We start from the raw sequence: 23,793 nt of genomic DNA, 5'->3' as shown, positions 1-23,793 counted from the left end.
CCGGGGGCGGATGTATCCGCCGGCGGGGTCATCCGCGGTCTCCCGCGGCGCGACGGGCCTCCCGCCAGGATTCGAGCAGTTCCTTCTGCAGCGCGAACATCTCGCGCTCCTCGTCCGGTTCCGCGTGGTCGTAGCCCAGCAGGTGCAGCACGCCGTGCACGGTGAGCAGGTGCAGCTCGTCGTCCATGGAGTGGCCGGCCGCCGCGCCCTGGCGCTGCGCGACGGTCGGGCACAACACGACGTCGCCGAGGAGCCCCTGCGGGGGGTCCTCGTCGGCCTTGCCGGGACGCAGCTCGTCCATCGGGAAGGACATCACGTCGGTCGGACCGGGCAGGTCCATCCACTGGATGTGCAGTTGTTCCATCGCGGGTTCGTCCACGATGACCACGGACAGTTCCGCCAGTGGATGGATGCGCATACGGTCCAGCGTCCACCGGGCGACGTCCACGATCGCGTGTTCGTCCACCCCCGTGCCGGACTCGTTGGCGATGTCGATGGACATGGCCTTCAGTTCACTTCCCGTTCCACTGTTTGCATGTTCACTGTGTGCTTGCCCCGACCGTTCTTGTCGACCGGCCGCCGGCCGCGCGACCTGGGCAGATCCCCGTTGCCGTTCGCGTGACCGTCGGCCTCGACCTGGATGTCGTAGCGCGCGTACGCGTCCACGATCCGGCCGACCAGCTTGTGTCGGACCACATCCTCGCTGGTGAGGTTGCAGAACGCGATGTCGTCCACGCCACGCAGGATCTCCTGCACCACGCGCAGCCCCGACTGGGTGCCACCGGGCAGGTCGACCTGCGTGGTGTCCCCGGTGACCACGATCCGCGACCCGAACCCGAGCCGGGTCAGGAACATCTTCATCTGCTCGGCCGAGGTGTTCTGCGCCTCGTCCAGGATGATGAACGCGTCGTTGAGCGTGCGACCGCGCATGTACGCGAGGGGGGCGACCTCGATGGTGCCGGCGGCCATCAGCCGCGGGATCGAGTCGGGGTCGATCATGTCGTGCAGCGCGTCGTAGAGCGGGCGCAGGTACGGGTCGATCTTCTCGTAGAGCGTGCCGGGCAGGAAGCCGAGCCGCTCGCCCGCCTCGACCGCCGGGCGGGTCAGGATGATCCGGGTGACCTGCTTGGACTGCAGGGCCTGGACCGCCTTGGCCATCGCCAGGTAGGTCTTGCCGGTGCCCGCCGGGCCGAGGCCGAACACGATGGTGTGTTCGTCGATCGCGTCCACATAGCTCTTCTGGTTGAGCGTCTTGGGGCGGATCGTGCGGCCTCGGTTGGACAGGATGTTGAGCGTCATCACCTCGGCGGGACCGTGTCCGTCGTTCGAGCGGACCATCGCCACCGAGCGCTCGACCGCCTCCTCGTTGAGCGGCTGGCCGGTGCGCACGATGACCAGGAGTTCGTCGAAGAGCCGGCGGACCAGGGCCACGTCGGCCTCGGTACCGGAGACGGTGACCTCGTTGCCTCTGACGTGGATGTCGGCCTCGGGGAACCCCTGCTCGACCACTCGCAGGAACGAGTCGCCGGAACCGAGGAGCGCCACCATGGGGTGCTTGGCGGGGATCGTGATCTTCGCCTGGGCCTGCGCGGTCGGAGTTTCGCGCCGGGTGTCTCGCGCGGTGTTCTCGGAGCTCGCGCCTCGCGCGTTCGTCGTGGGAGCCATGGGCGGCCTTGGCGGCCTGATCACGCCTCATTTCCGTGCTCGGGAAGCGGTTCGATGTTGCTCAATGGTAACTCTCCGGGCGTGGCGGACCCGGAGATTATTCCGGTACCGGACGCCGCCTGGGGACCTCGATCCGATCCAGGTCGTGCGCCGCGACGGTGTCCGGGAAAACCTCGCGGGCCTGCTCCAGGAGCGGCCCCACGTCGGTGTAGCGCTGGGAGAAGTGGGTCAGCACCAGCCGGCGGGCGCCCGCCTCGGCGGCGATCCCCGCCGCCTCGCGCGCGGTGAGGTGGCCGACCTCGCGCGCGAGGTCGGCGTCGGCGTCGGCGAAGGTGGACTCGCACACGAGCAGGTCCACGTCGCGCGCGAGCTCGACCGCGGCCGGGCACAGCCGCGTGTCCATCACGAAGGCGAACTTCTGCCCGGGTCGAGGCGCGCTCACCTGCTCCAGGGTCACCGCGCCGACCCGGCCCTCGCGCTGGATCCGGCCCACGTCCGGGCCGGATATGCCCAGTGCGGCGAGCCGCTCGGGCAACATCCGACGGCCGTCCGGCTCGACCACGCGGTAGCCGTACGACTCGACCGGGTGCGACAGCCGGCGGGCGTGCAGGGTGAAGGGCCCGGCGGGGAGTTCGACGTGTTCTCCCGCCAACGGGTGTTCGATCAGCACGGCGGTCTCGTGGAACGCGGTCGCGTGGTGCAGGCGATCGAACCACTGTTGCCCACTGGCCGGGTAGTGCGCGGTCACCGGATGCGGCACGCGATCCAGCGACATGCGCTGGATCACGCCGGGGAGGCCGAGACAGTGGTCACCGTGGAAGTGCGTGACGCAGATCCGGGTGATGTCGTGCGCGGCCACCCCGGCGTGCAACATCTGCCGCTGGGTGCCCTCACCGGGGTCGAACAACAACCCCTCGCCGTCCCAACGCAGCAGGTAGCCGTTGTGGTTGCGCTGCCGTGTCGGAGCCTGGCTCGCGGTGCCGAGGACGACGAATTCCCTGGTGGACACGTTCGACTAGCCGGGAGGCCAGCTCAGCCCGCGGCCGCCGAGCAGGTGCGCGTGCACGTGGAACACGGTCTGGCCGGCGCCGGCGCCGGTGTTGAAGACGATCCGGTAGCCGGACCCGGCGATGTCCTCGGCGGCGGCGACTACCGCCGCCTCGGCGAGCAGCGTGCCCGCCAGTTCGGGTGCCTCGGCGCCCAGTTCGCCCGCGCTGGCGTAGTGCGCGCGCGGGATGACCAAAACGTGCGTGGGCGCCTGCGGGTTGATGTCCCGGAAGGCCACCACGTCCTTGGTCTCGTGGACGATCGTGGCCGGGACGTCGCCGGCGAGGATCTTGCAGAACAGGCAGTCGGCCTGGGGTTCCCCCGCAGCCATGGGTGCCTCCATCGGGTCCGAGTCGATCACGGGCGGTCGCCCCCGATCGTAGTCACGTCCCGCGCCCGGTGCTTCAGGCCCAGCGGCCGGAGCGGGCCAGCAGGACGGACGCGGCCGAGACGCCGGCCGTGGAGGTGCGCAGCACGGTCGGGCCGAGCCGGTAGGCGGTCGCGCCGGCGGTGGCGAACGCGGCCAGTTCCTCCGGGGACACCCCGCCCTCGGGACCGACCACCAGGACCAGATCGCCCTCGGTCGGCGTCGCGGCGGTCGCCAGCGGTTCGGTCGCCGCCTCGTGCAGGACGCCCGCGAACGCGGCGGCGCCGAGCAGGGCGGTGACCCGGCGCGTGCTCATCTGCTCGGTCACCTCGGGCAGGTGCGGCCGGCGGGCCTGCTTGCCCGCCTCGCGGGCGGTCGAGCGCCACTTGGCCAGGGCCTTCGCCCCACGCTCACCCTTCCACTGGGTGATGCAGCGGGAGGCGGCCCACGGCACGATCACGTCGACGCCGACCTCGGTCATCGTCTCCACCGCGAGTTCGCCGCGGTCACCCTTGGGCAGCGCCTGGACCACCACGATCCGGGGCGTGGGGGCGGGTTCCTCGGTGCGCGAGTCGACGTCGACGTACAGCCTGTCCTTGCCCTCGGTGCGGTTGACCGTGCCGTACACGGCCAGTCCGGCGCCGTCCGCCAGGACGACCGGCTCACCGGCGACGAGCCGGCGCACCGTGACGGCGTGCCGGCCCTCGGCGCCGTCGAGGACGACCTGCCGGCCGTGCCGGATGGCGTCGCCGGGGGAGAGGAAGACGGGGGCGCTCAAGCGCATGCCTTTCGGGCGGCGGCCATCTCGTCGACGAGCCGGCTGATCACCTCTGCGGCCGGCTCCTCGCGGGCGAGGCGCCAGCCCTGACCGGCCCACAGGGCCAGGCCGTCGGCCTCGCCCCGGGCGGCGGCGGCCTTGCGGATCGGCGAGACCAGGTGGTGGACGAAGGGGTAGACCCCGGGAGCCTCGGCCTCGTGGCGGGCCACGAAGCCGTTGCGCAGTCCCCTGGCCCAGCGGCCGGAGAACGCGCGGGTGAGCACGCTGCGCTCGAACGCCGGGTCGGCGAGCGCGGCTTTGTGCGCGGCGGGCGCGCTGCCCTCCGGGCAGCGCAGGAAGGCGGTACCCAGTTGGGCCGCGCTCGCGCCGGCGAGCCGCACCGCCTCGATCTGTCGGCCGGTCATCAGGCCGCCCGCGGCGATCAGCGGCAGCTCGGTCTCGGCGGCGATCAGCGTGAGCAGGGTGAGCAGGCCGTACGGGGCGGGCGCGTCGGGGTTGGCGAATCCGCCCTGGTGGCCGCCGGCCTCGGCGCCCTGCACGCACAGCGCGTCGACCCCGGCGTCGGCGGCGGCGCGGGCCTCCTCGGGCGTGGTGACGGTGGCCACGGTCAGCGTGCCCGCGGCCCGCAGCGCGGTGATCGCCTCGGTGTCGGGCAGGCCGAAGGTGAAGCTCACGACCGGGACCGGGTGGGCGAGCAGCAGTGCGAGCTTGGCGTCCCAGTCGTCGCGTTCGCAGCCGGGGGCGGGCGTGCCGACGGTGCCGCCGTAGTGGGCGGCGGCCCGGGTGAGCGAGGCCGCGTAGCGCCGGGTCAGCTCGTCCTGGGCGCGGGTGGGCGTGGGGTGCGGCATGAACGCGTTGACCCCGAAGGGGGTGTCGCCGACCAGCGTGCGCAGTTCGTCGATCTCGGCGGCCAGCTCGTCGGCCGAGCGATACCCGGCGGCCAGGAAGCCGAGCCCACCCGCGCGGACCACCGCCGCCGCGAGCGCGGGTCCGGCGGCGCCGGCCATCGGCGCCTGCACGATCGGCAGTGCGGTGAGCCGGGTGGGGTCGGTATTCGTCGGCATCATGCTCCCCGTTCGCTCGGTGGGCTCGGCTCGGCTCGTGTCGCCCGGCCCAGCCTAGGGAGTGTCCGACGGCGGACGGAGCCGCCGTCCCCTCGCCGACGCGCCGCGGGTGCCGAAGCGGCCGAAAATCGGCCCGTCCGACACCCGCGACCACGAAACCGCGCGCGGCGCGCCCTCGGGCGCGCCGCGCATCGTCTCAGCGTCCGTTGAACGCGTCCTTGAGCCGGGAGAACAGGCCCTGCTGGCCCGGCGTGAACTGACCCGAGGGGCGTTCCTCGCCGCGCAGCTTGGCCAGCCGGCGCAGCAGTTCCTCCTGCTCGGGGTCGAGCTTGCTCGGCGTCTGCACCTCGACGTGCACGATCAGGTCGCCCCGGCCGCCGCCGCGCAGGTGGGTGATGCCGCGCCCGTGCAGCGGGATCGACTGGCCCGACTGGGTGCCGGGGCGAATGTCGATCTCCTCGGTGCCGTCCAGCGTCTGCAACGGCACCTTGGTACCCAGCGACGCCGCCGTCATCGGGATGGTGACCGTGCAGTGCAGGTCGTCGCCGCGCCGCTGGAAGGTGGTGTGCGGGACCTCGACGATCTCCACGTACAGGTCGCCGGCCGGGCCCCCGCCGGGGCCGACCTCGCCCTCGCCCGCGAGCTGGATCCGGGTGCCGCTGTCCACGCCCGCCGGGATCTTGACGGTGAGCGTGCGCCGCGCGCGAATCCGGCCGTCGCCCGCGCACTCGGGGCACGGGTGCGGGACCACGGTGCCGAAGCCCTGACACTGCGGACACGGCCGCGACGTCATGACCTGGCCCAGGAAGGACTTGGTGACCTGGCTGACCTCGCCGCGACCGCGACACATGTCGCAGGTCTGCGCCGTGGTGCCGGGCGCCGCGCCCTCGCCGTTGCACGTGTTGCACGTGACGGCGGTGTCCACCTGGATCTCGCGGGTGGTGCCGAACGCGGCCTCTTCGAGGGTGATCTCGATCCGGATCATCGCGTCCTGGCCGCGGCGCGTGCGCGAGCGCGGACCGCGCTGGCTGGCCTGGCCGAAGAACGCGTCCATGATGTCGCTGAAGCCGAAGCCGGCTTGGCCGAAGCCGCCGCCCGCGCCGCCCCCGGAGGACAGCGGGTCGCCGCCGAGGTCGTACATCTGCCGCTTCTGCGGGTCCGAGAGGACCTCGTAGGCGTTGTTGATCTCCTTGAACCGGTCCTGCGTCTTCGGGTCCGGATTGACGTCCGGGTGCAGCTCCCGAGCCAGCCGGCGGAAGGCCTTCTTGATTTCCTCCGGGGTGGCGTCCCGCCGCACCCCGAGGACCTCGTAGTAATCGGTAGCCAACTCTACGACTCCGCGAGGATCTGTCCGACGTACCGTGCCACGGCGCGCACCGCTCCCATCGTTCCGGGGTAGTCCATTCGGGTCGGCCCGAGCACCCCGAGCTTCGCCAGCGTTTCCTGCCCACTGCCGTATCCGACGGCGACCACCGAGGTCGCGGCCAGTCCTTCGTGCATGTTCTCGTGTCCGATCCGCACGACCATGCCCGGGTCGGTCGCCTCGCCCAACAGGCGCAGCAACACGACGTGTTCCTCCAGTGCCTCCAGGACCGGGCGGATCGTGTTCGGGAAGTCCATACCGAAGCGGGTCAGGTTGGCCGTCCCGGCCAGGACGACCTTCTCTTCCTTGTGTTCGACCAGGGTGTCGAGCAGCGTGGCCAGGATGCCCGCCACGATCGGCCGTTCCTCGGCGGTGAACGGCTCGGCGAGGTCCTGGACCAGCAACGGCACATCGGCGAACCGCTTGCCGGTGATCCGGCTGTTCAGTCGCGCGCGCACGTCGGCGAGCAGGTTCTCGCCGACCGGGCCGGGGGTGTCCATCACCCGTTGCTCGACTCGGCCGGTGCTGGTGATCAGCACGAGCATGACGCGCGTCGGCGCGAGGGTGAGCAGCTCGACGTGCCGGATCGTCGAGCGGGTCAGCGAGGGGTACTGCACGACGGCCACCTGATGGGTGAGCTGCGCGAGCAGCCGCACCGTCCGGCCCACCACGTCGTCCAGGTCCACCGCGCCGGCCAGGAACGTCTGGATCGCCCGGCGCTCGGCGCCCGACAGCGGCTTGACACCCGCGAGCCGGTCGACGAACAGCCGGTAGCCCTTGTCCGTGGGCACGCGGCCGGCGCTGGTGTGGGGCTGCGTGATGTAGCCCTCCTCCTCCAGCGCGGCCATGTCGTTGCGAATGGTGGCCGGGGAGACCCCGAGGTTGTGTCGGTCCGCGAGCGCCTTGGAGCCGACCGGCTCCTGGGTCGCCACATAGTCCTGCACGATGGCGCGCAGCACGTCCTGCTTGCGATCGTCGAGCATGGTGCGCACCTCCTGACCCGTTGTTCCGCCCGTTGCCTGTCCCGTTCGCGGCGGTTCGTCACGCTGGTTGGCACTCCGTCCCGCCGAGTGCCAGTGTACGGGTCACCCGATCCGGACCGTACCCCTGAGTCCGTGCCAAGGTTGACGCATGGTACGCGCCGAACAGCCGAAACACGCCACCTGGGAGCCGATCGGACCGGGCGTCCTGCGCCGTCGGCTGCCCGGCCTGGAGCTGAATGTGGCGGTCGTCACGGGACGCGACGGGATCCTGCTCGTGGACACCGGATCGCACGACCACGAGGCCGCGAATCTGCTGGCCTCGCTGGCTCGTGAGCTGCCCGCGCACGACCTGCCCGACCGGGTGGTCGCGGTGGTGAACACGCACGGTCACTTCGACCACTGCTTCGGCAACGACGAGGTGCTGCGCGCCTTCCCCGACGCCGAGGTCTGGGGCCACGCGGACCTGCCGGACTATCTGGAGCGGTACGCCGAGGCCGGTCGCGCGAGCGGCATCTCGCACGGCTTCGACCCGGATCTGATGAACGCCGCGCGGATCGTGCCGCCGACCCGGCTGGTGGCCCGCGAGCAGCCGGTGACCGTGGACCTCGGTGGGCGCGGGGTGGTGTTGTACGCGCCGGGCCGCGGACACACCGATCACGACCTGGTCGTGCACGTGCCCGACTGCGGTGTGCTGATCGCCGGCGACATCGTCGAGGAGAGCGGACCGCCGCTGTTCGGCTCGGACGCGTTCGCCGCCGAGTGGAGCGATTCGCTGGCCCGGGTGCGCGCGCTGGACGCGAGTGTCTGGCTGCCCGGACACGGCGCGGTGGTCGACACGGAGTTCGTGATCCGGCAGAACCGGTGGCTGGCCGACGTCGCCGCCGGGCGCGTCGTACCGGACTGACGGACCGTCACCCGGCTAGCGTCACCGTCATGCGCAGTTACGGACCCGAGTCGCTGATCCCGGGATGGAAGAAGGACAAGCCCGTCCCGGAGGTCGCGGCCGATCGCGATCTGGTGGTGGAGGAGGCGTCCACCGGCTTCTGTGGCGCGGTGGTCCGGGTGGAGAAGACCCCTGAGGGGTTCACCGTCACGCTGGAGGACCGGCACGGGCGGCTGCGGGTCTTCCCGATGGATCCGCGCGGGTTCCTGATCGACGGCGAGGTGGTCACCCTGGTCCGGCCGCGCGCGCCGGGGCCCGCGCGTGCCCCCGGGCGGACCGCGTCGGGTTCGGTCGCGGTGGCGGGTGTCCGGGCCAAGGTCGCGCGGGCGGGCCGGATCTACGTGGAGGGCCGACACGACGCCGAGTTGGTCGAGCGGGTCTGGGGCGACGACCTGCGGATCGAGGGCGTGGTCGTGGAATACCTCGAAGGCATCGACGATCTCCCGTCGCTGGTACGCGAGTTCGGGCCGGGTCCGGATCGACGGCTGGGCGTCCTGGTGGACCACCTGGTGCCGGGCTCGAAGGAGAGCCGGATCGCCGCGCGAGTGACCGGCGACCATGTGCTCGTGGTGGGACACCCCTATATCGACGTGTGGCAGGCGGTCCGGCCGGCGTCGGTGGGCATCGCGGCTTGGCCGGACGTACCGCGCGGAGTCCCGTGGAAGGAAGGGGTCTGCGCGGCGCTCGGCTGGCCGGTCGACCCGCCGCGGGCGTGGCGTCGGATTCTCGCGGCGGTGGATTCGTACCGCGACCTGGAGCCGGCGCTGCTGGGACGGGTGGAGGAGCTGATCGACTTCGTGACGGCGCCGTCCGAGGTGTGAGTCCCGGGCCGGCGCTAGCGTGCTCGGATGCGACAGGAACAGGTCACGCTCGTGCTGCCGGGCTCGGCCGGCCCCAAGCCGGGATTTCACCGATGCCGGAGCGGCGCTGCTCGCGCTGCGGCGGGAGGCGGACAAGGCGATGCGGGCCGGCTTCGTCCGGCTGGGCGGGGCCGAGGACGAGGTGGTGTTGGAGTTCCTGCCGCCCGGCAAGACCTCGTCGCGGGGGCTGGACCTGCACCCGGACGGGCACACCGTGGTGGTCGGCTACGACGGCGCGATCCGACTGGTGGACGTGGCCACGGGGGAGCGGCGCACGGTGCACGCCGTGCCGGCGGCCGAGCGGCTGACCGATATCGGCGGCGTGTTGTTCGACGCCGGCGGAACGGCCGTGGTCTACACGATCGGCGGCGCGACCCGCCGGTTCGACCTCGACACGGGACGCGAGGAACAACTGGCCTGCTACCGGCAGTTCGAGGACGCGCTGTTCAATCCGTACGTGGTGCAGCCGTCCTGGGACACGGCCCGCGAGCGGCTCGTGGTCTTCGACGCGGGCGACCTGGTGCAGGTGCTGGACGGCGCGGGCAAGCCGGTGTGCGAGGTGTCGACGGCGTCGCCGACCACCGAGTGCCGCGGCGCGGCGCTGTCCGCGTCGGGCCGGCTGTTGGCGGTGTGGCGGGTGAGTCGCGGCGTGGTCTACGGGCATCGGGACGCGACGGAGGATCCGACCAACGAGGTCGAGGTGTGGGACGTGGCGGCCGGCCGGTTGACCGCGCGGGTGCCGCTCGCGTGGGAGATCGGCGAACTGGGCTTCGACCCGAGCGAGACGCTGCTCGTGGTCAACCGGGGCCGGGTGCACGGACCGTTCGCGATCTCGATCGAAACGGGCGAGCCGGCCTGGCAGTTCGACAATCCGCACCACCCGAACGGCTGGGGCACCTGCTACGCGTGGGCCTACTCCCCCGACGGCCGTCGGCTCGCGGTGGGCGGCCATCGCACGAGTGCGCTGCACATCTACGACGCGGACCTGCGCCAGGCCGACGCGCGGGCCCTGCCCGGCTACGACGACCAACGCGTGCGCCGCCTCGTCTTCTCCGCCGACGGCACCCTCCTGGCCACCGGCGGCGACTTCGGCCGAGTCTTCGTACGGCGGGTGTAAAGCACGCGCCGTACGCACCTTCCTGCGTTTCATACGTAGTTCGAGGTATCCAACGTCATCGAGAATGGGACGGGCAGTTCGATCTCCTTACCGAATGGTCCCGTTTGGAGCAACGTGTAGTCGTCGCCTTCTAGTTCGGAGAACAGCGTCACTTTGCCCCGCTCTCGATCCACGAGTAGGTACAACGGAATCCCACTACGTGCGTAACTGCGGCGTTTGGCCTCTCGGTCGATCTCGGCTCGTTGTGACGTGACCTCCACGACCAGGGCTACGCCGGTGCAGGGCATCCACGATTCCGCCCCGCGAAACAGGCTCAGGGCCCTGGGTGCGAACGTGCCGTCGGGAATGACGTGATTGCTCGGGAGGGCACCGGCACTGTCGACCCTGAGACCCTTGTTCCCGGAAAAATGCATAGGTGTCTCGGCGCCTGCCGCGATCTGATCCACCAACTCGGCAATGATGTGCTCGTGGTCCCCCAGCGGCGGCGGCGTCACAACAATCTCCCCCTCGATCAGCTCGGCGCGGAAGCCCAGGGGGGTGTCCAACGCCAGGAAGCCGTCCAGGATGACGTCCTCCTGCGCGGGGATCTCGTGTGCCATAGCCGACATTCTGAACCCCTTCCGTAGTCGACGCGAGCATAAGGAAGCACTCGTGCGGGCGACCGGGCGTTTGGGGGCCTGGTCACCCGCACGAGTGAACCAAGGGCGATCGGGGTGCTACGGCGTCTTCGCCGAGGCCGTCAGGGCGGCGATCGAGTCGTCGGTGCAGGTCGCCCAGAAGGTGCCGACGACGTCCTCCAGGTGGGTCATCGAGCGGGCCGCGTACAGGATGTCCTGGTAGTGGGTGATGTCGTACTGCATCGTGCCCATCGCGACCAGGTCCAGGTCGCGGATGTCGACGGTGCGGAACTCGCGGATCTCGCCGTAGGAGGACAGGATCCCCGCGCCGTAGGCCTTGAGCGCGCCGGCCTCGTGCATGACGCCGAATTCCAGGGTGAACCAGAAGACCTTCGAGACGAACTCCAGGGCCTCGCGGCTCTCCACCCGGCGGGCGGCCTCGCCGGCAACCCGGTACAGCGCCGCGAAGCGGTCCGAGGCGAGCATGTTGGCGTGGCCGATCACCTCGTGGACGACGTCCGGCTCGGGCGTGTACAGCGGCACGCTGTGGTGCCGGATGTACTGCGTCGAGTGGAAGTACGAGTCGGCCAGCGACCCGTAGAAGTCACGCAGCGGGACCAGGCCGGCCGCGGGCAGGTAGCGGAAGCCGGTGAGCGGCTGAAGCGCGCCGCTGACCTCCTCCAACTGGGGGATCCGGTCCGTCGGCAGCTTCAGCCGCGCGGTGCCCTCCAGGTAGTCCGCGACCGCGTACTCCGCGTGCGATACGGACAGCTCGTGCGAGACGAGGCGCCAGACCTCGTGCTCCTCCTCGGTGTACTCCACCTCCGGGATGGGCTCCCCACGCCGGTGGTCCAGGGCCAGTTCCGCGATCCGGTTCCGGCGCTCGCGGTATACCGCGTCCGCGAATCCCGGGTGGCTGCGGGACAGCTCGACCTCGACTCCGCCGTCGGCCCTACGGGTGACCGGGGCCAGATACTGGGCCTCCTCGAACATGCCATCTCCTGATCGCATCGGAATCGACTCGCCGGACGAGCCGAGACACCCACGCGACCATTATGCGCCGCTTACATACCATTTCGACCGGTCAGGCCGACTGGGTGACGACGTGGAGCAGGTGCGAGGGATCGCCTCGGCGCCCTCATCGCATCATCCGGACGGCCGTCACACAAGAGGCACAGCCGTTCCGTCGCCCGACCCGAATCCGCTTTCGATCCATCGAGACGGGATTCGGGCCCGCGTGACAGGATCGCCCGTACATCGGGGAGGGCACCGTCGGGAGGGGGCGCGGTGGTGGATTCTCGCGGCATGGCCGGGGATCGTGCACAACGACGCGATGTGGTCGAGGCGCTCACCGAGACCTCCGATCACCTGGATTTCGCGCTCGCGATGGTCCGTCGCATCGTCGGCGACCAGGAGCGCCTGGCACAACTGACGGCACGGATCCGCGAGATCGAGACCCGGCTGCGGGACGACCGTTACTACCTCGCCGTGATCGGCGAGTTCTCGGCCGGCAAGAGCACCTTCATCAACGCGCTGCTGGGCGAGGACCTGCTGCCCACGTCGGCGCTGCCCACCACCGGCGCCGCGACCAGGATCACGCACGGCGACGAGTTCGCCGTCGAGGTGCGCTTCAGCGGCCACGGGATCCGCTACGTGTATCCCTCCGGGCGATACACCGGCGCGGCCAGCCCGCTCGGCGGCATGCTCGCCGACCTCGCACCGCATGTGGTCGTGCCCGAGGACACGGCCGGCGTCCTGCGCCTGCTCACCGCCGACGAGGCGATCGCGCCGCACGTACAGAGCCTGGAGGTGCGCCACCCCGCCGCCGCGCTGCGCGACGGGCTGGTGATCATCGACACACCCGGCACCAACGCCCGGGCCGGGCACACCGAGATCACCCGCGCCGTGATGCGCGACATCGCCGACGTCGCGGCGGTGCTGACCGCGTCCACATCGCCGTCGCCGGTGTCGTTGGCCGAGTTCCTCACCGACGCGCTCGATCCCGGACAACTGCGCCGCTGCATCATTTTGGTCACCAAGATGGACCACATCGACGAGGACGAGCGGGACGACCTGCTCGCCCACGTCCGCGGGCGGTTCGCCCGGATGTTGGGCGTGGCCGATCCGGTCGTCGAGCCGGTTGCCGCCGAGCCGGTGGTCCGGCTGGCCGGCAACCGACCGCTGCGGGGCCCCGAGCAGGCCTACTGGGCCGAGGAGTTCCCGCGCACACTGGCCCGACTCCGGGACCTGATGCAGCGTCAACGCATCGTCGCGGTGTCCGACCACCTGCTGCGGTTGCTGGAGGACCTGCTCGACGAGTTGCGCCGCGAGGTGACCCTCGCCGAACAGCGGCTCGACGCCGAGGAGAGCGAACTCGCCGGTGCCCGGATCGCCGACATGGCCGCCTTCGTCCGGGCCCAACACGGCGAGACCGCGCGCCTGCTCGGCGCCGGTGCCCAGCGCGCCCAGCAGGCCGTCGGCGGCATGGCGCCGCAGTGGTGGCGCTACACCCGCGCCGAGATCGACCACGCCCTGGACGGCGCGGAGACCCCGGACGAACTGCGCGCGGTGATCGGCGTCCGCGCGCCCGAGCTGATCCGGCAGGGCCTGCCCCGGATCGGCGACATCGTGCAGCAGGCGGTCACCGGCGCGCTGGCGACCGCGGCCGAGAGCGCGCGGGCCGCCGCGGACACCGCGTTCGAGGCGGCCTATCGCAAGCTCGGCGCGATCGCCCGAGCCGACGGCCCGGACCGGGTCACCGTGCTGACCGGGCATCAGCTCGCGGACGCGGCGATGCGCGCCTACCAGGACTCGGTCACCGGCGTGACCCAGCAGATCCGCGCCGTGCGCCTGGATCCGACCGCCCCCAGGACGCCCGGCGCGCGGATCGGCGGCGCCCTGGACCAGTGGTTCGGCGGCGGCCGGAACGGCGATCCGGGAGCCCCGTCGGGCCGAGCCGGATTCGGCGGTTTCATGGCCAAAGTGGCCGATTCACTCGCATCCACCGACATGACGGCCCTGCGGAACCACGCACGCGCCGAAATGCATCAGACACTGCGAACCGTCGCCGACGGTTTGTCCCGACAGATCGACGAGGCCGTCGGGGCGGCGACGACGCACTACTCGCTGGACGTCTCTCGCCACGTGGACCGCTATCGGGCCAGGTACGAGGCGGCGGTCGCCGAGATGGTGGCCGAGCATCACCGCCGTGAGGATATTCTCGCGGCTCGCAGAAGCCTGTTGCAGGACGCGGACAGGCAGACGGAACGGCGCCGCGGCACGGTGAACAGCCAACGCGAGCGCCTCACACGCCGGGGGGAATTCGGCAGATGAGCGACTACACGCACGACGACGACCTGTTCGCGATGGTCTCCGACGACACCATCGACACGCTGGACACCGCCGACGGGGGCACTGTCGGGGCGGCACCACTGTGGGAGACCGACGCGGGCGGCGAGTCCAACGGCGCCTACCCCAACTCCACTCTGCCGTATACCGACCCGAACTTCGATCCGCTGCACGACCCGAACTACGACCCGTTCCACGCGGACAGCGACGGCGACGGCAAGATCGACATGTACGACCCGCAGATGTTCGACCCGAACGACGGCAACGTGCCCCCGGCCACGCCCAGTCAGCAGTGGCGCGACGACCAGCTCGCCAACGACCCTTACGCGAACGACCCGTACGCCGATCCCTACGGCGATCCCTACGCCGACCCGTACGGCGACCCCTACGGCAGCGACCCGTACGGCGGCTCCGACCCGTACGCCGACCCGGCCGGCTACGACCCCGGGCCCGCCGCGGACCACGGCCAGGGCGTCAGCCCGCAGTGGGGCGCCGTCGACGACGGAAGCGGCAACTGGGAGTACCACGCGCCGGACAACTGGACACCGGCCCAGTTCGACGGTTTCGGCGACCCGGTGGGCGACGCGCAGTACTGGCAGCAGCAGACCAGCCCGACGAGCTGCGCGGTGGTCTCCCAAGGGATGATCCTGGAGAAGCTCACCGGCGTGCCGCTGGACGAGAACGCGCTGATGACCGAGGCCCAGCAGGCCGGCATCTACGACCCCGAGACCGGCACCAGGACCGACGACATCGGCAAGCTGCTGGAAATGCACGGTGTGGACACGGACATGGTTCCGGGCGCCGACATGCGCCAGATGCTCGACGCGCTGGAGAAGGGCGACCAGGTCATCGTCGCCCTGGACGCGCAGGAGATCTGGTCCCCCGTGCACGACCCGAACACCGGGGCGCCGCTGGAGCAGGACCCGACGATGGGGCACGCCGTGTGGGTCACCGGCATCGACACCCAGCCCGACGGATCCGTCTACGTCCTGCTCAACGACTCCGGCGCGCCGTTCGGCCAGACCGAGCCGATCCCGCTGGCCGACTTCGTCAACGCGTGGCAGGACCGGGACACCACGATGATCGTGGCACACCCGACGCACGCCTGATCGTTCGACATCACAACGGATTCGATGGGAGTAGGGACCACACATGTCGTTCGATCGTGAACACGTGCTGCGCCAGGCCGCGCAGGTACAGCCGCGCCGACGCCCCGGCGTCGCGGGCCTGTTGAGCGGGATCCACCGCAGCGACGAGCTGCGCGGCTGGGTCACCATGGAGTCGGTGGCGCTGCCGCCGGTGCCCGAGCGCACCGCGGCCGGCTGGACGTTGTGGAGCCTGATCGGGGTCGGCAAGGCCACCCCCGGGCGCCGCGAACTGCCGATCCACCCGGTGTGGGGCGCGGTCCAGTGGGCCTGGCCGTCCGAGGACGTGCTGCGGCACGTGAAGCTGACCGAGTTGCCCGAGGTCGCGAAGTCGGTCGAGAGCACGATCGGGGACGAGGCCGCCTGGGCGCTGTCGATGCGGCCGGAGGGGCTGGCCGAGCGGGCCCGCTTCTTCCAGTCGCTCGGCCGCTTCCTGGCCGACCCCGAGGCGGACGCGAAGGGCGGACCGAAGATCCTCGCCGGGCTGTACGCGCGGGTGATGCCCTCCGGCGCGGTGGCCGCGTACCACCAGCTCGTGCCGAGCACCGCCTCGTGGCTGCGCGCGGGTGCGCCGCGTGAGGCGGCGCCGCGTCGCGACTCGGGCGACTCGCCCACCGGCCGACCCGGCCCGTCGGGGCAGACGGCGGACCGGAGGCAGGCCCCGGCTCCGGGTCCGCGCCCGGCGGGCGATGCCTCGACCGTTCCGGGGCCGAATCCGGACTGGGCGGGCCGCCTCGCGGGCGGCCCGTCCGGCGCGGGTGGCCCGGGTGGATCCGGCGGGTCGGGTGAATCGGGTGGGTCGACGCCGGTCGCCTCGCCGCCGCCGGCCGCACGACTGCCGCAGGCCGCACCGGCCGCGCAGGTCGTCGCGCCCGCGCCGCCGGCCCCGCGTACGCCCGTCACCCCGCACGGCACCCCGGCCGACGCGCCGGCCGTGCCCGCGTCCGCGCCGCCCCCGCCCGGATCGGTGACCAGCCTGGTCAAGCAGGCGCCGTCGGCGACCACGCTCGGCCGGCGGATCAACGACGCGCACAAGATCGCCGACGATTTCGGCCTGGACGCGATCGCCGGTGAACTGGACCGACTGCGGGCGCGGATGCGCCGGCCGGGACTGCGCGTCGCGGTGGTCGGCGAATTCGGCCGCGGCAAGACCTCGCTGATCAACCGACTGCTCGGCGCCCCGGTGTTGCCCGAGGGTCGACACACGCCCGTGCCTCTGGTGATCGCCTCCGGACCGGAGCCGCGCCTGGAGTTGCAGTTCGCCGACGGGCGGGCCGAGCCGCGGCCGGCGGTGTCCGCGTCCTGGGACGAGGTGCACCGGCTGAGTGAGCGTCGGGACTCGGACGCGGCCCGGCTGATCGGCGTCCGGGTGCTCGTCGCCGAACCCGAACTGGCCCGCCTGGACATCGAGTTGGTGGACACCCCGGGCATCAACGCCGGGCGCGGCAAGGGCGAGGACGCCGAGGAGCACGACCGCCGGACCGAGGACCTGGTCCGGCGCACGGTCTCGGCGAGCGACGCGGTGCTGATGGTGGTCTCCGCGAGTGCACCGCTCGGCCTGTCCGAGACCGCGTTCCTGGAGGAAGAGGTGATCGCCCGGCACGTGCCGCGGATCACCGTGGTGGTGTCCAAGCTGGACACCGTCGACGAGGACGAGCGCGAGGACATCGTCGACTACCTCGGCGGCCGGGTGCGCCGCATCTCGCCGATCCTCCAGGTGCTGGCCGGTCCGCATCGCGAGGACCTCTCGCCGGTGGCCGGCGTGCTGGAGCGGATCACCGAGTACTCCACCTCCGGCGGCCGGCGCAGCATGCGCTCGCGGCAGACCGCCGGCCAACTACTCGCGCTGCTGGGCGAGATGGCCCAGGTGGGCCGGGACGGCCTGGCCGCGGCCGAGCTCGGCGCGGCCGAACGGCAGCGCGCCGCCGAGCGGTCCGAGGTGGAGATCGACCGGATGTCCTCCGAGTGGGGCAAGGTCCGGGTCGAACTCCAGCAGCGGCGCACGCAGACCGCGGAGAAGTTCCGCGAGCACCTCCAGCTCTCCCGCGGCGACCTGCTGGACACGATGCGCTACGAGATGGAGCGCGCGCCGGACCCCCGGACCTGGTGGGAACGCGACCTGCCGTTCCGCCTGCGTCGTGAACTGACCGCGCTGGCCAAGAAGTTCGAGGCCCAGTTGCATTCCAGCGTGCAGGCCGACGTGCAGTGGTTGGACGCGAAGATGAAGCTGCACTTCGGGCGCGGCAGCGGATACCGGCTGGAGAAGGTCGAGCAGCTCTCCACCGAGTTCGAACTCGGCGAGGCGGAGTCGCTGGGTCTGAAGGACCTCAAGAGCCGCAAGCTCGCCTGGCGGATCGGCCCGACCGGCCTCGCCGTCCTCGGCGCGCTGCTGATCCCGCTCACCGGTGGCGTCTCCGCGCTGCCGATGGGCGCGAGCATGGCCGCCTCGGCGGGCGGCATGGTGCTCGGCGAGGTCAAGTCGACGTCGCTGACCGAGGCACAGCGCGCCCAGGCGATGAAGGCGCTGGAGCCGATGGTCGAGGACGTGCTCGGCGGCTTCTCCGAGGAGGTCTCCAAGCGCCTGCACACGCTGTACGCCGGGGTGATGGACGAGGCGGTGCGGGGCCAGAAGGCGTGGCGGACGGATCGCCGGACCGCGCTGGCCAAGGTCGGCACCGATGGACCCGCATGGCAGGATCTGGTCTCGCGCAGCGAGCAGCTCGGGGTTCAGCTCGACACCATGCTGGGCGCCAGAGGCTGAGACGCCGTCGAGGAGGGGAGCGTTCAGGGTGGACAAGGGTCACGGGGCGGCCGATGGGGCCTACGCGGGTTACGGCGCGTGGCGGGCACGGCAGGAGACCCTGGTCGGCCTGATCGACCGGCTCACGCCGATCGTGGCCGGGTTGCGGATCGGCGCGGGCGTCAAGAAGTTGGACTCGTTGAAGCAGCGGGCCGCGTCCGAGGCGTTCAAGGTGATGATCGTCGGCGAGTTCAAGCGCGGCAAGAGCACGGTGATCAACTCGATGCTGGGCGAGAAGGTGCTGCCCTCGTTCGCCCGGCCGTGCACCGCGATCATCAACGAGGTCACGTGGGGTGACACCCGCTCCGCGCTGATCTATCCGCTGGAGGCGGATGGTACGGCGGGCGAACCGCTGACCGTCGGCGTGGACGAGATCGCCGACTACGTCACCATCGGCGCGGACGACGACAACACCCCGAACCCGTACGAGCGGGCGGTGGTGCGCTGGCCGTTGGAGCTGTGCCGCAACGGTGTCGTGGTGGTCGACTCGCCGGGTCTCAACGAGGCCCCGGAACGCGAGAAGGTCACCCTGAACTACCTCGAACAGGCCGACGTGCTGGTGTTCGTGGTGGACTGCCAGGCCGCGATGTCGCGCAGCGAGCAGCTCTTCCTGGACGTACACGTCAAGGCCCGCGGCCACGAGGACGTCTTCTACGTCGGCAACAAGATCAACCTGGTCGAGGAGGAGGAGCGCGAGGACGTACAGCGGGAGATCCGCAAGCGTCTCTCCCCCTATCTCTCCCGCCCCGACCGGGTGTTCTTCGTGAACGCCCGGGCCGCGCTGACCGGCCGGCAGAAGGGCGACCCGGACCTGCTGGCCGGCTCCGGGATGCCCGAACTGGAGCGCGGTCTGGAGGAGTTCCTGACCCGAGAGCGCGGTCGGGCGAAGATCCTGTCTCCCGCGCGCGAACTCAAGTACCTGCTGATCGAGGCGCGCGAGCAGATCGACCGCAAGGAGGCGCTGCTGACCCAGGACGTCGAGGAGCTGCGGGCCACCTACGAACGGGTCCAGGGCCCGCTGACCCGGCTGGAGCAGAACCGGCGGGTGATCGTCGCGCAGATGGAGGAGCACCTGCGCGAGACCCGCGGCGAGGTGGAGGCCGCGACCCGGCGGTTCATGGACCGGGTAGCCGCGAACATCCCGAATTGGGCGCAGGAGTACGACCCGAGCAACACCATCGGCGCCAATCCGTTCAACGCGCGCGAGAAAATGGAGGCGGCGGTCAAGGAGATCACCGACCATCTCTCCGGGCGGGTCCAGGTCGAGTTCGCGCAGTGGCAGGAGAACGAGCTCAAGCCGCTCGTCTCTCGTCGCGTCGAGGATATGGAGCGGATGATCGACGACGACGTGAAGCAGTTCGTCACGCGCATCGACGAGATCCGCGCGTCGCTCACGTCGGGGCCGGTCGGCACGGACGAGGACGGCAAGCCCTCGACACCGATCGAGCGGCTGCTCGCGGACGCGGTCAGTTTCGTGCTCGACCCGGCGACGGCGGTCTCCGGCGGCAAGTTCAACCTCCGGTCGATGCTCACCGCACTGCTGCCGCAGATCGCGGTCGGCACGGCGGCGTTCCTGGTCGGTCTGGGCCCGTTCGTGATCCTCGGCGCGGTGCTCGGCTCGACCGTGTTCAAGGGCGCGCTGCAACTGAACAAGGCCAACCGCCGCCTCAAGGAACAGGTCGCCGAACAGGTCCAGTTGGAACTGCGCAAGCAGGCCGACACCGATGTCACCAACCTGGGCGAAGAGGTCGTCAAACAACTCCGCAAGATGCGCGACGCGATCGCCCAGGGCCTGGACGCGGAGATCAAGTCGATCCGCGACGAGGTCGGCGCGGCCCTCCGCACCAAGGAACAAGGCGAGTCCGACGCAAAGCGCGAGAGCGGCGAAATGCGCCGCTACGCCCAGGAACTCAACCGCGTCGACGAGTCCCTGGCAGACCTGATCATGGACGTGGCGATGTAGGCACCACCCACAAACGCCGGCCGGGCAACCACAACCCGACCCAACAGCCCCGCCGGCGTTTGAGGCCAATCAGCCCGGCCGGCGCATGAGGCCACCCAGCCCCGCCGGCGCTTGAGGCCACCCAGCCCCGCCGGCGCTTGAGGCGAAACAGCCCGGCCGGCGCATGAGGCCACCCAGCCCCGCCGGCGCATGAGGCGAAACAGCCCGGCCGGCGTTTGAGGCCAGAAGCGGGTGTCGGCCGCCCTAGTCGACCAGATCCCGCACGACCGCGTCGGCCAACAACCGCCCCCGCAACGTGAGAACCGCCCGCCCGCCCCCAAGCGGCTCGAGCAGCCCGTCCGCAGCGGCCCGAGACGCCGCCTTCCGCCCCACGTCCGCAAGGAGCGAGAGCGGGACGCCCTCGGCCAACCGCAGCTCGAGCAGGATCCGCTCGACCCGCCGGTCCTCCGCGGTGAGCAACTCGCGCGCCTGCGCGGGAGACGTCCCCGCCGCCAGCCGCTGCGCGTACGCGGCGGGATGGCGCACATTCCACCACCGCACCCCGCCCACGTGGCTGTGCGCCCCCGGCCCCGCGCCCCACCAATCCGCGCCGGTCCAGTACAGCTCGTTGTGCCGGCAGCGCGCCGCGGCGTCGGTGGCCCAGTTGGACACCTCGTACCAGCCGAGCCCGGCGGCGGAGAACGCCTCGTCGGCCATCAGGTAGCGGTCCGCGAGCACGTCGTCGTCCGGCATCGGCAATTCGCCCCGACGCACCCGACCGGCCAGCCGGGTGCCGTCCTCGACGATCAGCGCGTACGCCGAGACGTGGTCGGGACGCGCGCCGAGCACCGCGTCCAGTGAGGCCCGCCAGTCGTCGTCGGACTCCCCCGGCGTGCCGTAGATCAGGTCCAGGTTGACGTGCTCGAACCCGGCCGCGCGCGCGTCGGCCACACACTGTTCGGGCCGACCCGGGGTGTGCCGGCGGTCCAGGATCTGCAGGACGTGTTTGCGCGCACTCTGCATGCCGAACGACAGCCGGTTGAAGCCGCCCGCCAGCAACGTGGCCAGATAGGCCGGATCGACCGACTCCGGGTTCGCCTCGGTGGTCACCTCGGCGCCGGCGGCGAGCCCGAACTCGTCCCGGATCGCGCCCAGGATCCGAGCCAGATCCTCGGCCGGCAGCAGGGTGGGCGTGCCGCCGCCGAAGAACACCGTCTCCACCGGCCGGTCCACGTCGCCGAGCCGCCGCCGGGCCAGCCGGATCTCGGCGATCGCGTCGTCCGCGTAGGACCCCTGCGAGGCCGACCCACCCAGTTCGGTCGCGGTGTACGTGTTGAAGTCGCAGTAGCCGCACCGCGACGCGCAATACGGCACGTGCACGTAGAAGCCGAACGGACGACTCGCGTCCGCGAACTCGGCGAGCGCGGACGCGGGCAGCGAACCGTCTTCGGGCACGGGCAGACCGTCGGGGGGTGCGGAGGGCATCCTCCCATTGTCCACGAGCCGGCGACCGAGCCCGGCGCCGTCGACCCCTCGGCGCCCACCCCGGACCCGGACGACCGTCCGACGCCCCTCGACGCGCGACCCGGCACCGGCGCCCGGCCCCTGCCCCGGCCCCGGCCCCGGCCCCGGGGGCCAGCCCAGCCCCCGGACCGGGCTCGGGCCCGGCCCAGCCCCGAGCTCAGGTGACCAGCGTGCCCGTGTACATGCCCTCCAGCAGCTCCGCGTACTGCTGCTCCACCACCCGCCGCTTGACCTTCAGGCTCGGCGTCAGCTCACCGTGCTCGACGCTCAGGTCGCGCGGCAGGATGGCGAACTTCTTCACCGTCTGCCAGCGCTGGAGGCCGGCGTTGAGCTCGTCGAGGCAGTCGGCGATGAGCGCGCGGGCCTCCGCGCTGCCGGCCAGTTCCTCGTACGACTTGTCCCGCAGTGCCGGCCGGTCGGCGGCCCAGCCCCGGATCGCGTCCGGGTCCAGGGTGATCAGCGCGGAGCAGAAGTTTCGGCCCTCGCCGTGCACGAGGATGTTGCCGACGTACGGGCACATGCCCTTGAACCGGCCCTCGATTTCGCTGGGCGCCACGTACTTCCCGCCCGACGTCTTGATCAGGTCCTTCTTGCGGTCGGTGATCCGCAGGAAACCGTCCTCGACCACCCCGATGTCGCCGGTGCGCAGCCAGCCGTCCTCGGTGAGCACCTCGGCGGTGGCCTCGGGGTTGTTGTGGTAGCCCTGCATCACCCCGGGGCCGCGCACGAGCAGTTCGCCGTCCTCGGCGATGCGCAGCTCCGAGCCGGGCAGGACCACGCCGACGGTGCCGATGCGGTGCGCGTCGTAGCGGTTGACCGAGCTGCCCGCGCTGGCCTCGGTCAGGCCGTAGCCCTCCAGGATGGGGATGCCGATCGCGTCGAAGAACTCCGCGACGTCGGGCGAGAGCGCCACGCTGCCGGAGATACAACCCTTGAGCCGGCCGCCGAACAGGTCGCGCAGTTTGCCGAAGACGAGCCGATCGGCCAACCGGTACTTGGCGTTCAGCAGCACGGAGGGGGTGCGACCGGCCTGCCGGGTCTGCGACGTCTCCCGACCGACGCCGATCGCCCACCGGAAGATCCGGTACTTGAGGCCGCCCTCGGCGCGCATCCGCACGTGCACGGAGTTGTACACCTTCTCGAACACGCGCGGCGCGGCGGCCATGAAGGTCGGCCGTACGATCGGAAGGTTGGTGATCAGCTTGGGAATCCGGCCGTCGATCGCGGTCGGGTAGCCGATCCGGATCTGGCCGGACACCATCACCTTGCCGTAGCAGTGCGCGAGCGGCAGCCACAGGTACTGCAGCTCGTCGATCTCGGTCAGCCCCATCGCGGCCTGCGCGGCGGCCTGGTAAGCCCACGTGTCGTGGGCGAGCCGAACGCCTTTGGGTCGACCGGTGGTACCGGAGGTGTAGATCAGCGTCGCGAGCTGGTCGCGGGTGATCGCGCCGACGCGGGTTTCGACCAGGTCGGGTTCCTTCTCCAGCCGGGCACGGCCCAGTTCCTCCAACTCGGCGAGGGTGCTCACCCAGTCGTCGTCGGCCTCGTCGGCGGCGTGGTCGAAGACGATCACCTTGCGCACCGCGTCCAGACCGGTCCGCTCGCCGCGCAGCTTGGCGAGTTGGGCGTCGTCGGCGGCGAACACCACCACGCTGCCGGAGTCGGCCAGGATGAACGCGGCCTCGTCGGCGTTGGTGGTCGGATAGACGGTGGTGGTGGCCGCCCCGGCGCACATGATGCCCATGTCCGCGAGCACCCACTCGAACCTGGTCTCGGCCACGATCGCTACCCGGTCCTCGGGCTCGACCCCCAGCGCCACCAGGCCGGCGGCGATCGCCTTGGCCCGGTCGCCGGCCTGCCCCCAGGTGAGCGACCGCCATTCCTCGCGGTCGCCGTCGCCCACCGCGACCGGGTATCGGTACGCCTCTCGTTCGGGCGTCGCCCGAACGCGCTCCAGGAAATCCACCGCGATGGACGGCGGGCGGTTGTCGATGCCGACGGGCTCTGGACTCACTGCGGCCTCCGTGTCCTGGGCGGATTTCAGGGGTGGTGGCGGTGCCGTTGTACCGGCGTCGATACCGGTACCCATACGGGTATCCACAGGGGTGTCCGTACGGGTATCGGGATCGGTGGGAGTGCGGAGTGTTCGGTATAGCGGGGGTAAAAAGCACAGCGGGTGCATCGGTTGTGCCCGATGCACCCGCAACGTACGCCGCCGCAGGGCTACGCG

At 71.2% G+C, this 23,793-nt stretch carries 19 protein-coding genes; 7 read left to right on the top strand and 12 right to left on the bottom strand.

Features of this window, described 5'->3' with window-relative positions; genetic code table 11:
- Positions 1–28: 28 nt before the first annotated feature.
- The 8 genes from ybeY to hrcA all read right to left on the bottom strand — a co-directional run bounded on the left by ybeY (position 29) and on the right by hrcA (position 7,267).
- Positions 29–502 (bottom strand): rRNA maturation RNase YbeY, encoded by a 474-nt coding sequence (ybeY, locus tag ACIBSV_RS12410; RefSeq protein ID WP_360304623.1) that lies wholly within the window; start codon positions 500–502, stop codon positions 29–31.
- Positions 503–507: 5 nt separating this feature from the next.
- Complete coding sequence (locus tag ACIBSV_RS12405) at positions 508–1,548, bottom strand: PhoH family protein (protein WP_395862782.1); 1,041 nt, start codon at positions 1,546–1,548, stop codon at positions 508–510.
- A 214-nt stretch (positions 1,549–1,762) separates the two neighbouring features.
- Positions 1,763–2,674: a ribonuclease Z gene (locus tag ACIBSV_RS12400; protein ID WP_395862012.1), complete on the bottom strand. Its 912-nt coding sequence runs from the start codon at positions 2,672–2,674 to the stop codon at positions 1,763–1,765.
- Positions 2,675–2,680: 6 nt separating this feature from the next.
- Entirely contained in the window at positions 2,681–3,043 is a 363-nt protein-coding gene (locus ACIBSV_RS12395; RefSeq protein ID WP_395862010.1) for a histidine triad nucleotide-binding protein, read from the bottom strand.
- 73 nt (positions 3,044–3,116) lie between these two features.
- A complete protein-coding gene (locus ACIBSV_RS12390; RefSeq protein WP_395862008.1) occupies positions 3,117–3,857 on the bottom strand; it encodes a 16S rRNA (uracil(1498)-N(3))-methyltransferase in 741 nt (246 codons plus the stop codon).
- Positions 3,854–4,921 carry an NAD(P)H-dependent flavin oxidoreductase gene (locus ACIBSV_RS12385; RefSeq protein WP_395862006.1) on the bottom strand — a complete coding sequence of 356 codons (1,068 nt, stop codon included), beginning with the start codon at positions 4,919–4,921 and terminating at the stop codon, positions 3,854–3,856. Before ACIBSV_RS12385 ends, ACIBSV_RS12390 begins: the two co-directional genes overlap by 4 nt.
- A 196-nt stretch (positions 4,922–5,117) precedes the next feature.
- Positions 5,118–6,248: a molecular chaperone DnaJ gene (gene dnaJ / locus ACIBSV_RS12380; protein WP_395862004.1), complete on the bottom strand. Its 1,131-nt coding sequence runs from the start codon at positions 6,246–6,248 to the stop codon at positions 5,118–5,120.
- A gap of 2 nt (positions 6,249–6,250) precedes the next feature.
- Positions 6,251–7,267 carry a heat-inducible transcriptional repressor HrcA gene (gene hrcA / locus ACIBSV_RS12375; RefSeq protein ID WP_026218791.1) on the bottom strand — a complete coding sequence of 339 codons (1,017 nt, stop codon included), beginning with the start codon at positions 7,265–7,267 and terminating at the stop codon, positions 6,251–6,253.
- Positions 7,268–7,415: 148 nt separating this feature from the next.
- Here hrcA and ACIBSV_RS12370 point away from each other — a divergent pair, with 148 nt between their 5' ends.
- The 3 genes from ACIBSV_RS12370 to ACIBSV_RS12360 all read left to right on the top strand — a co-directional run bounded on the left by ACIBSV_RS12370 (position 7,416) and on the right by ACIBSV_RS12360 (position 10,187).
- Positions 7,416–8,171, top strand: a complete 756-nt coding sequence (locus tag ACIBSV_RS12370) for an MBL fold metallo-hydrolase (RefSeq protein ID WP_395862002.1) — start codon at positions 7,416–7,418, stop codon at positions 8,169–8,171.
- Between the two features lie 29 nt (positions 8,172–8,200).
- On the top strand, positions 8,201–9,031 hold the full coding sequence (locus ACIBSV_RS12365) for a DUF3097 domain-containing protein (RefSeq protein ID WP_395862001.1): 831 nt from the start codon (positions 8,201–8,203) through the stop codon (positions 9,029–9,031).
- A gap of 139 nt (positions 9,032–9,170) precedes the next feature.
- Positions 9,171–10,187 carry a WD40 repeat domain-containing protein gene (locus ACIBSV_RS12360; RefSeq protein ID WP_395861999.1) on the top strand — a complete coding sequence of 339 codons (1,017 nt, stop codon included), beginning with the start codon at positions 9,171–9,173 and terminating at the stop codon, positions 10,185–10,187.
- Positions 10,188–10,216: 29 nt separating this feature from the next.
- Here the strand turns inward: ACIBSV_RS12360 and ACIBSV_RS12355 are convergent, their stop codons facing one another.
- Together ACIBSV_RS12355 and ACIBSV_RS12350 are read right to left on the bottom strand one after the other, a co-directional pair.
- Positions 10,217–10,786, bottom strand: coding sequence for a Uma2 family endonuclease (locus ACIBSV_RS12355; RefSeq protein ID WP_395861997.1), 570 nt, complete (start codon positions 10,784–10,786; stop codon positions 10,217–10,219).
- A 117-nt stretch (positions 10,787–10,903) separates the two neighbouring features.
- Positions 10,904–11,797: a phenylalanine 4-monooxygenase gene (locus ACIBSV_RS12350; protein WP_395861995.1), complete on the bottom strand. Its 894-nt coding sequence runs from the start codon at positions 11,795–11,797 to the stop codon at positions 10,904–10,906.
- Positions 11,798–12,109: 312 nt separating this feature from the next.
- Between ACIBSV_RS12350 and ACIBSV_RS12345 the strand changes: the two genes are divergently transcribed.
- Genes ACIBSV_RS12345 through ACIBSV_RS12330 form a run of 4 tightly spaced genes read left to right on the top strand, consistent with a single transcriptional unit; the run spans position 12,110 to position 20,060 of the window.
- Entirely contained in the window at positions 12,110–14,137 is a 2,028-nt protein-coding gene (locus ACIBSV_RS12345) for a dynamin family protein (RefSeq protein ID WP_395861993.1), read from the top strand.
- A complete protein-coding gene (locus ACIBSV_RS12340; protein ID WP_395861991.1) occupies positions 14,134–15,261 on the top strand; it encodes a hypothetical protein in 1,128 nt (375 codons plus the stop codon). The genes ACIBSV_RS12345 and ACIBSV_RS12340 overlap by 4 nt, the downstream gene beginning before the upstream one ends.
- Positions 15,262–15,304: 43 nt before the next feature.
- Entirely contained in the window at positions 15,305–18,058 is a 2,754-nt protein-coding gene (locus ACIBSV_RS12335; RefSeq protein WP_395861989.1) for a dynamin family protein, read from the top strand.
- A gap of 28 nt (positions 18,059–18,086) precedes the next feature.
- A complete protein-coding gene (locus ACIBSV_RS12330; protein WP_395861987.1) occupies positions 18,087–20,060 on the top strand; it encodes a dynamin family protein in 1,974 nt (657 codons plus the stop codon).
- A gap of 243 nt (positions 20,061–20,303) precedes the next feature.
- Here ACIBSV_RS12330 and hemW read toward each other — a convergent pair whose 3' ends face one another.
- Together hemW and ACIBSV_RS12320 are read right to left on the bottom strand one after the other, a co-directional pair.
- Positions 20,304–21,524, bottom strand: a complete 1,221-nt coding sequence (gene hemW, locus ACIBSV_RS12325) for a radical SAM family heme chaperone HemW (protein WP_395861985.1) — start codon at positions 21,522–21,524, stop codon at positions 20,304–20,306.
- Positions 21,525–21,720: 196 nt separating this feature from the next.
- Positions 21,721–23,577: an AMP-dependent synthetase/ligase gene (locus ACIBSV_RS12320; protein ID WP_395861983.1), complete on the bottom strand. Its 1,857-nt coding sequence runs from the start codon at positions 23,575–23,577 to the stop codon at positions 21,721–21,723.
- Positions 23,578–23,793: the final 216 nt, after the last annotated feature.

Source organism: Embleya sp. NPDC050154, assembly GCF_044460165.1.
In the GTDB taxonomy this organism is placed as follows: Bacteria; Actinomycetota; Actinomycetes; order Streptomycetales; family Streptomycetaceae; genus Embleya.
Note: the sequence above shows the minus strand (reverse complement) of the source record. Positions and strands in the feature narration are given on the sequence as shown.

What these genes read in the sequence shown, in the direction of transcription:
- hrcA (WP_026218791.1), bottom strand. Translation starts at nt 7,267, where the DNA reads ATGCTCGACGATCGCAAGCAGGACGTGCTGCGCGCCATCGTGCAGGAC.
- ACIBSV_RS12365 (WP_395862001.1), top strand. Translation starts at nt 8,201, where the DNA reads ATGCGCAGTTACGGACCCGAGTCGCTGATCCCGGGATGGAAGAAGGAC.
- ACIBSV_RS12395 (WP_395862010.1), bottom strand. Translation starts at nt 3,043, where the DNA reads ATGGCTGCGGGGGAACCCCAGGCCGACTGCCTGTTCTGCAAGATCCTC.
- ACIBSV_RS12385 (WP_395862006.1), bottom strand. Translation starts at nt 4,921, where the DNA reads ATGCCGACGAATACCGACCCCACCCGGCTCACCGCACTGCCGATCGTG.
- ACIBSV_RS12355 (WP_395861997.1), bottom strand. Translation starts at nt 10,786, where the DNA reads ATGGCACACGAGATCCCCGCGCAGGAGGACGTCATCCTGGACGGCTTC.
- ACIBSV_RS12350 (WP_395861995.1), bottom strand. Translation starts at nt 11,797, where the DNA reads ATGTTCGAGGAGGCCCAGTATCTGGCCCCGGTCACCCGTAGGGCCGAC.
- ACIBSV_RS12335 (WP_395861989.1), top strand. Translation starts at nt 15,305, where the DNA reads ATGTCGTTCGATCGTGAACACGTGCTGCGCCAGGCCGCGCAGGTACAG.
- ACIBSV_RS12405 (WP_395862782.1), bottom strand. Translation starts at nt 1,548, where the DNA reads ATGGTGGCGCTCCTCGGTTCCGGCGACTCGTTCCTGCGAGTGGTCGAG.
- hemW (WP_395861985.1), bottom strand. Translation starts at nt 21,524, where the DNA reads ATGCCCTCCGCACCCCCCGACGGTCTGCCCGTGCCCGAAGACGGTTCG.
- ACIBSV_RS12370 (WP_395862002.1), top strand. Translation starts at nt 7,416, where the DNA reads ATGGTACGCGCCGAACAGCCGAAACACGCCACCTGGGAGCCGATCGGA.
- ACIBSV_RS12340 (WP_395861991.1), top strand. Translation starts at nt 14,134, where the DNA reads ATGAGCGACTACACGCACGACGACGACCTGTTCGCGATGGTCTCCGAC.
- ACIBSV_RS12345 (WP_395861993.1), top strand. Translation starts at nt 12,110, where the DNA reads ATGGCCGGGGATCGTGCACAACGACGCGATGTGGTCGAGGCGCTCACC.
- ACIBSV_RS12360 (WP_395861999.1), top strand. Translation starts at nt 9,171, where the DNA reads ATGCGGGCCGGCTTCGTCCGGCTGGGCGGGGCCGAGGACGAGGTGGTG.
- ybeY (WP_360304623.1), bottom strand. Translation starts at nt 502, where the DNA reads ATGTCCATCGACATCGCCAACGAGTCCGGCACGGGGGTGGACGAACAC.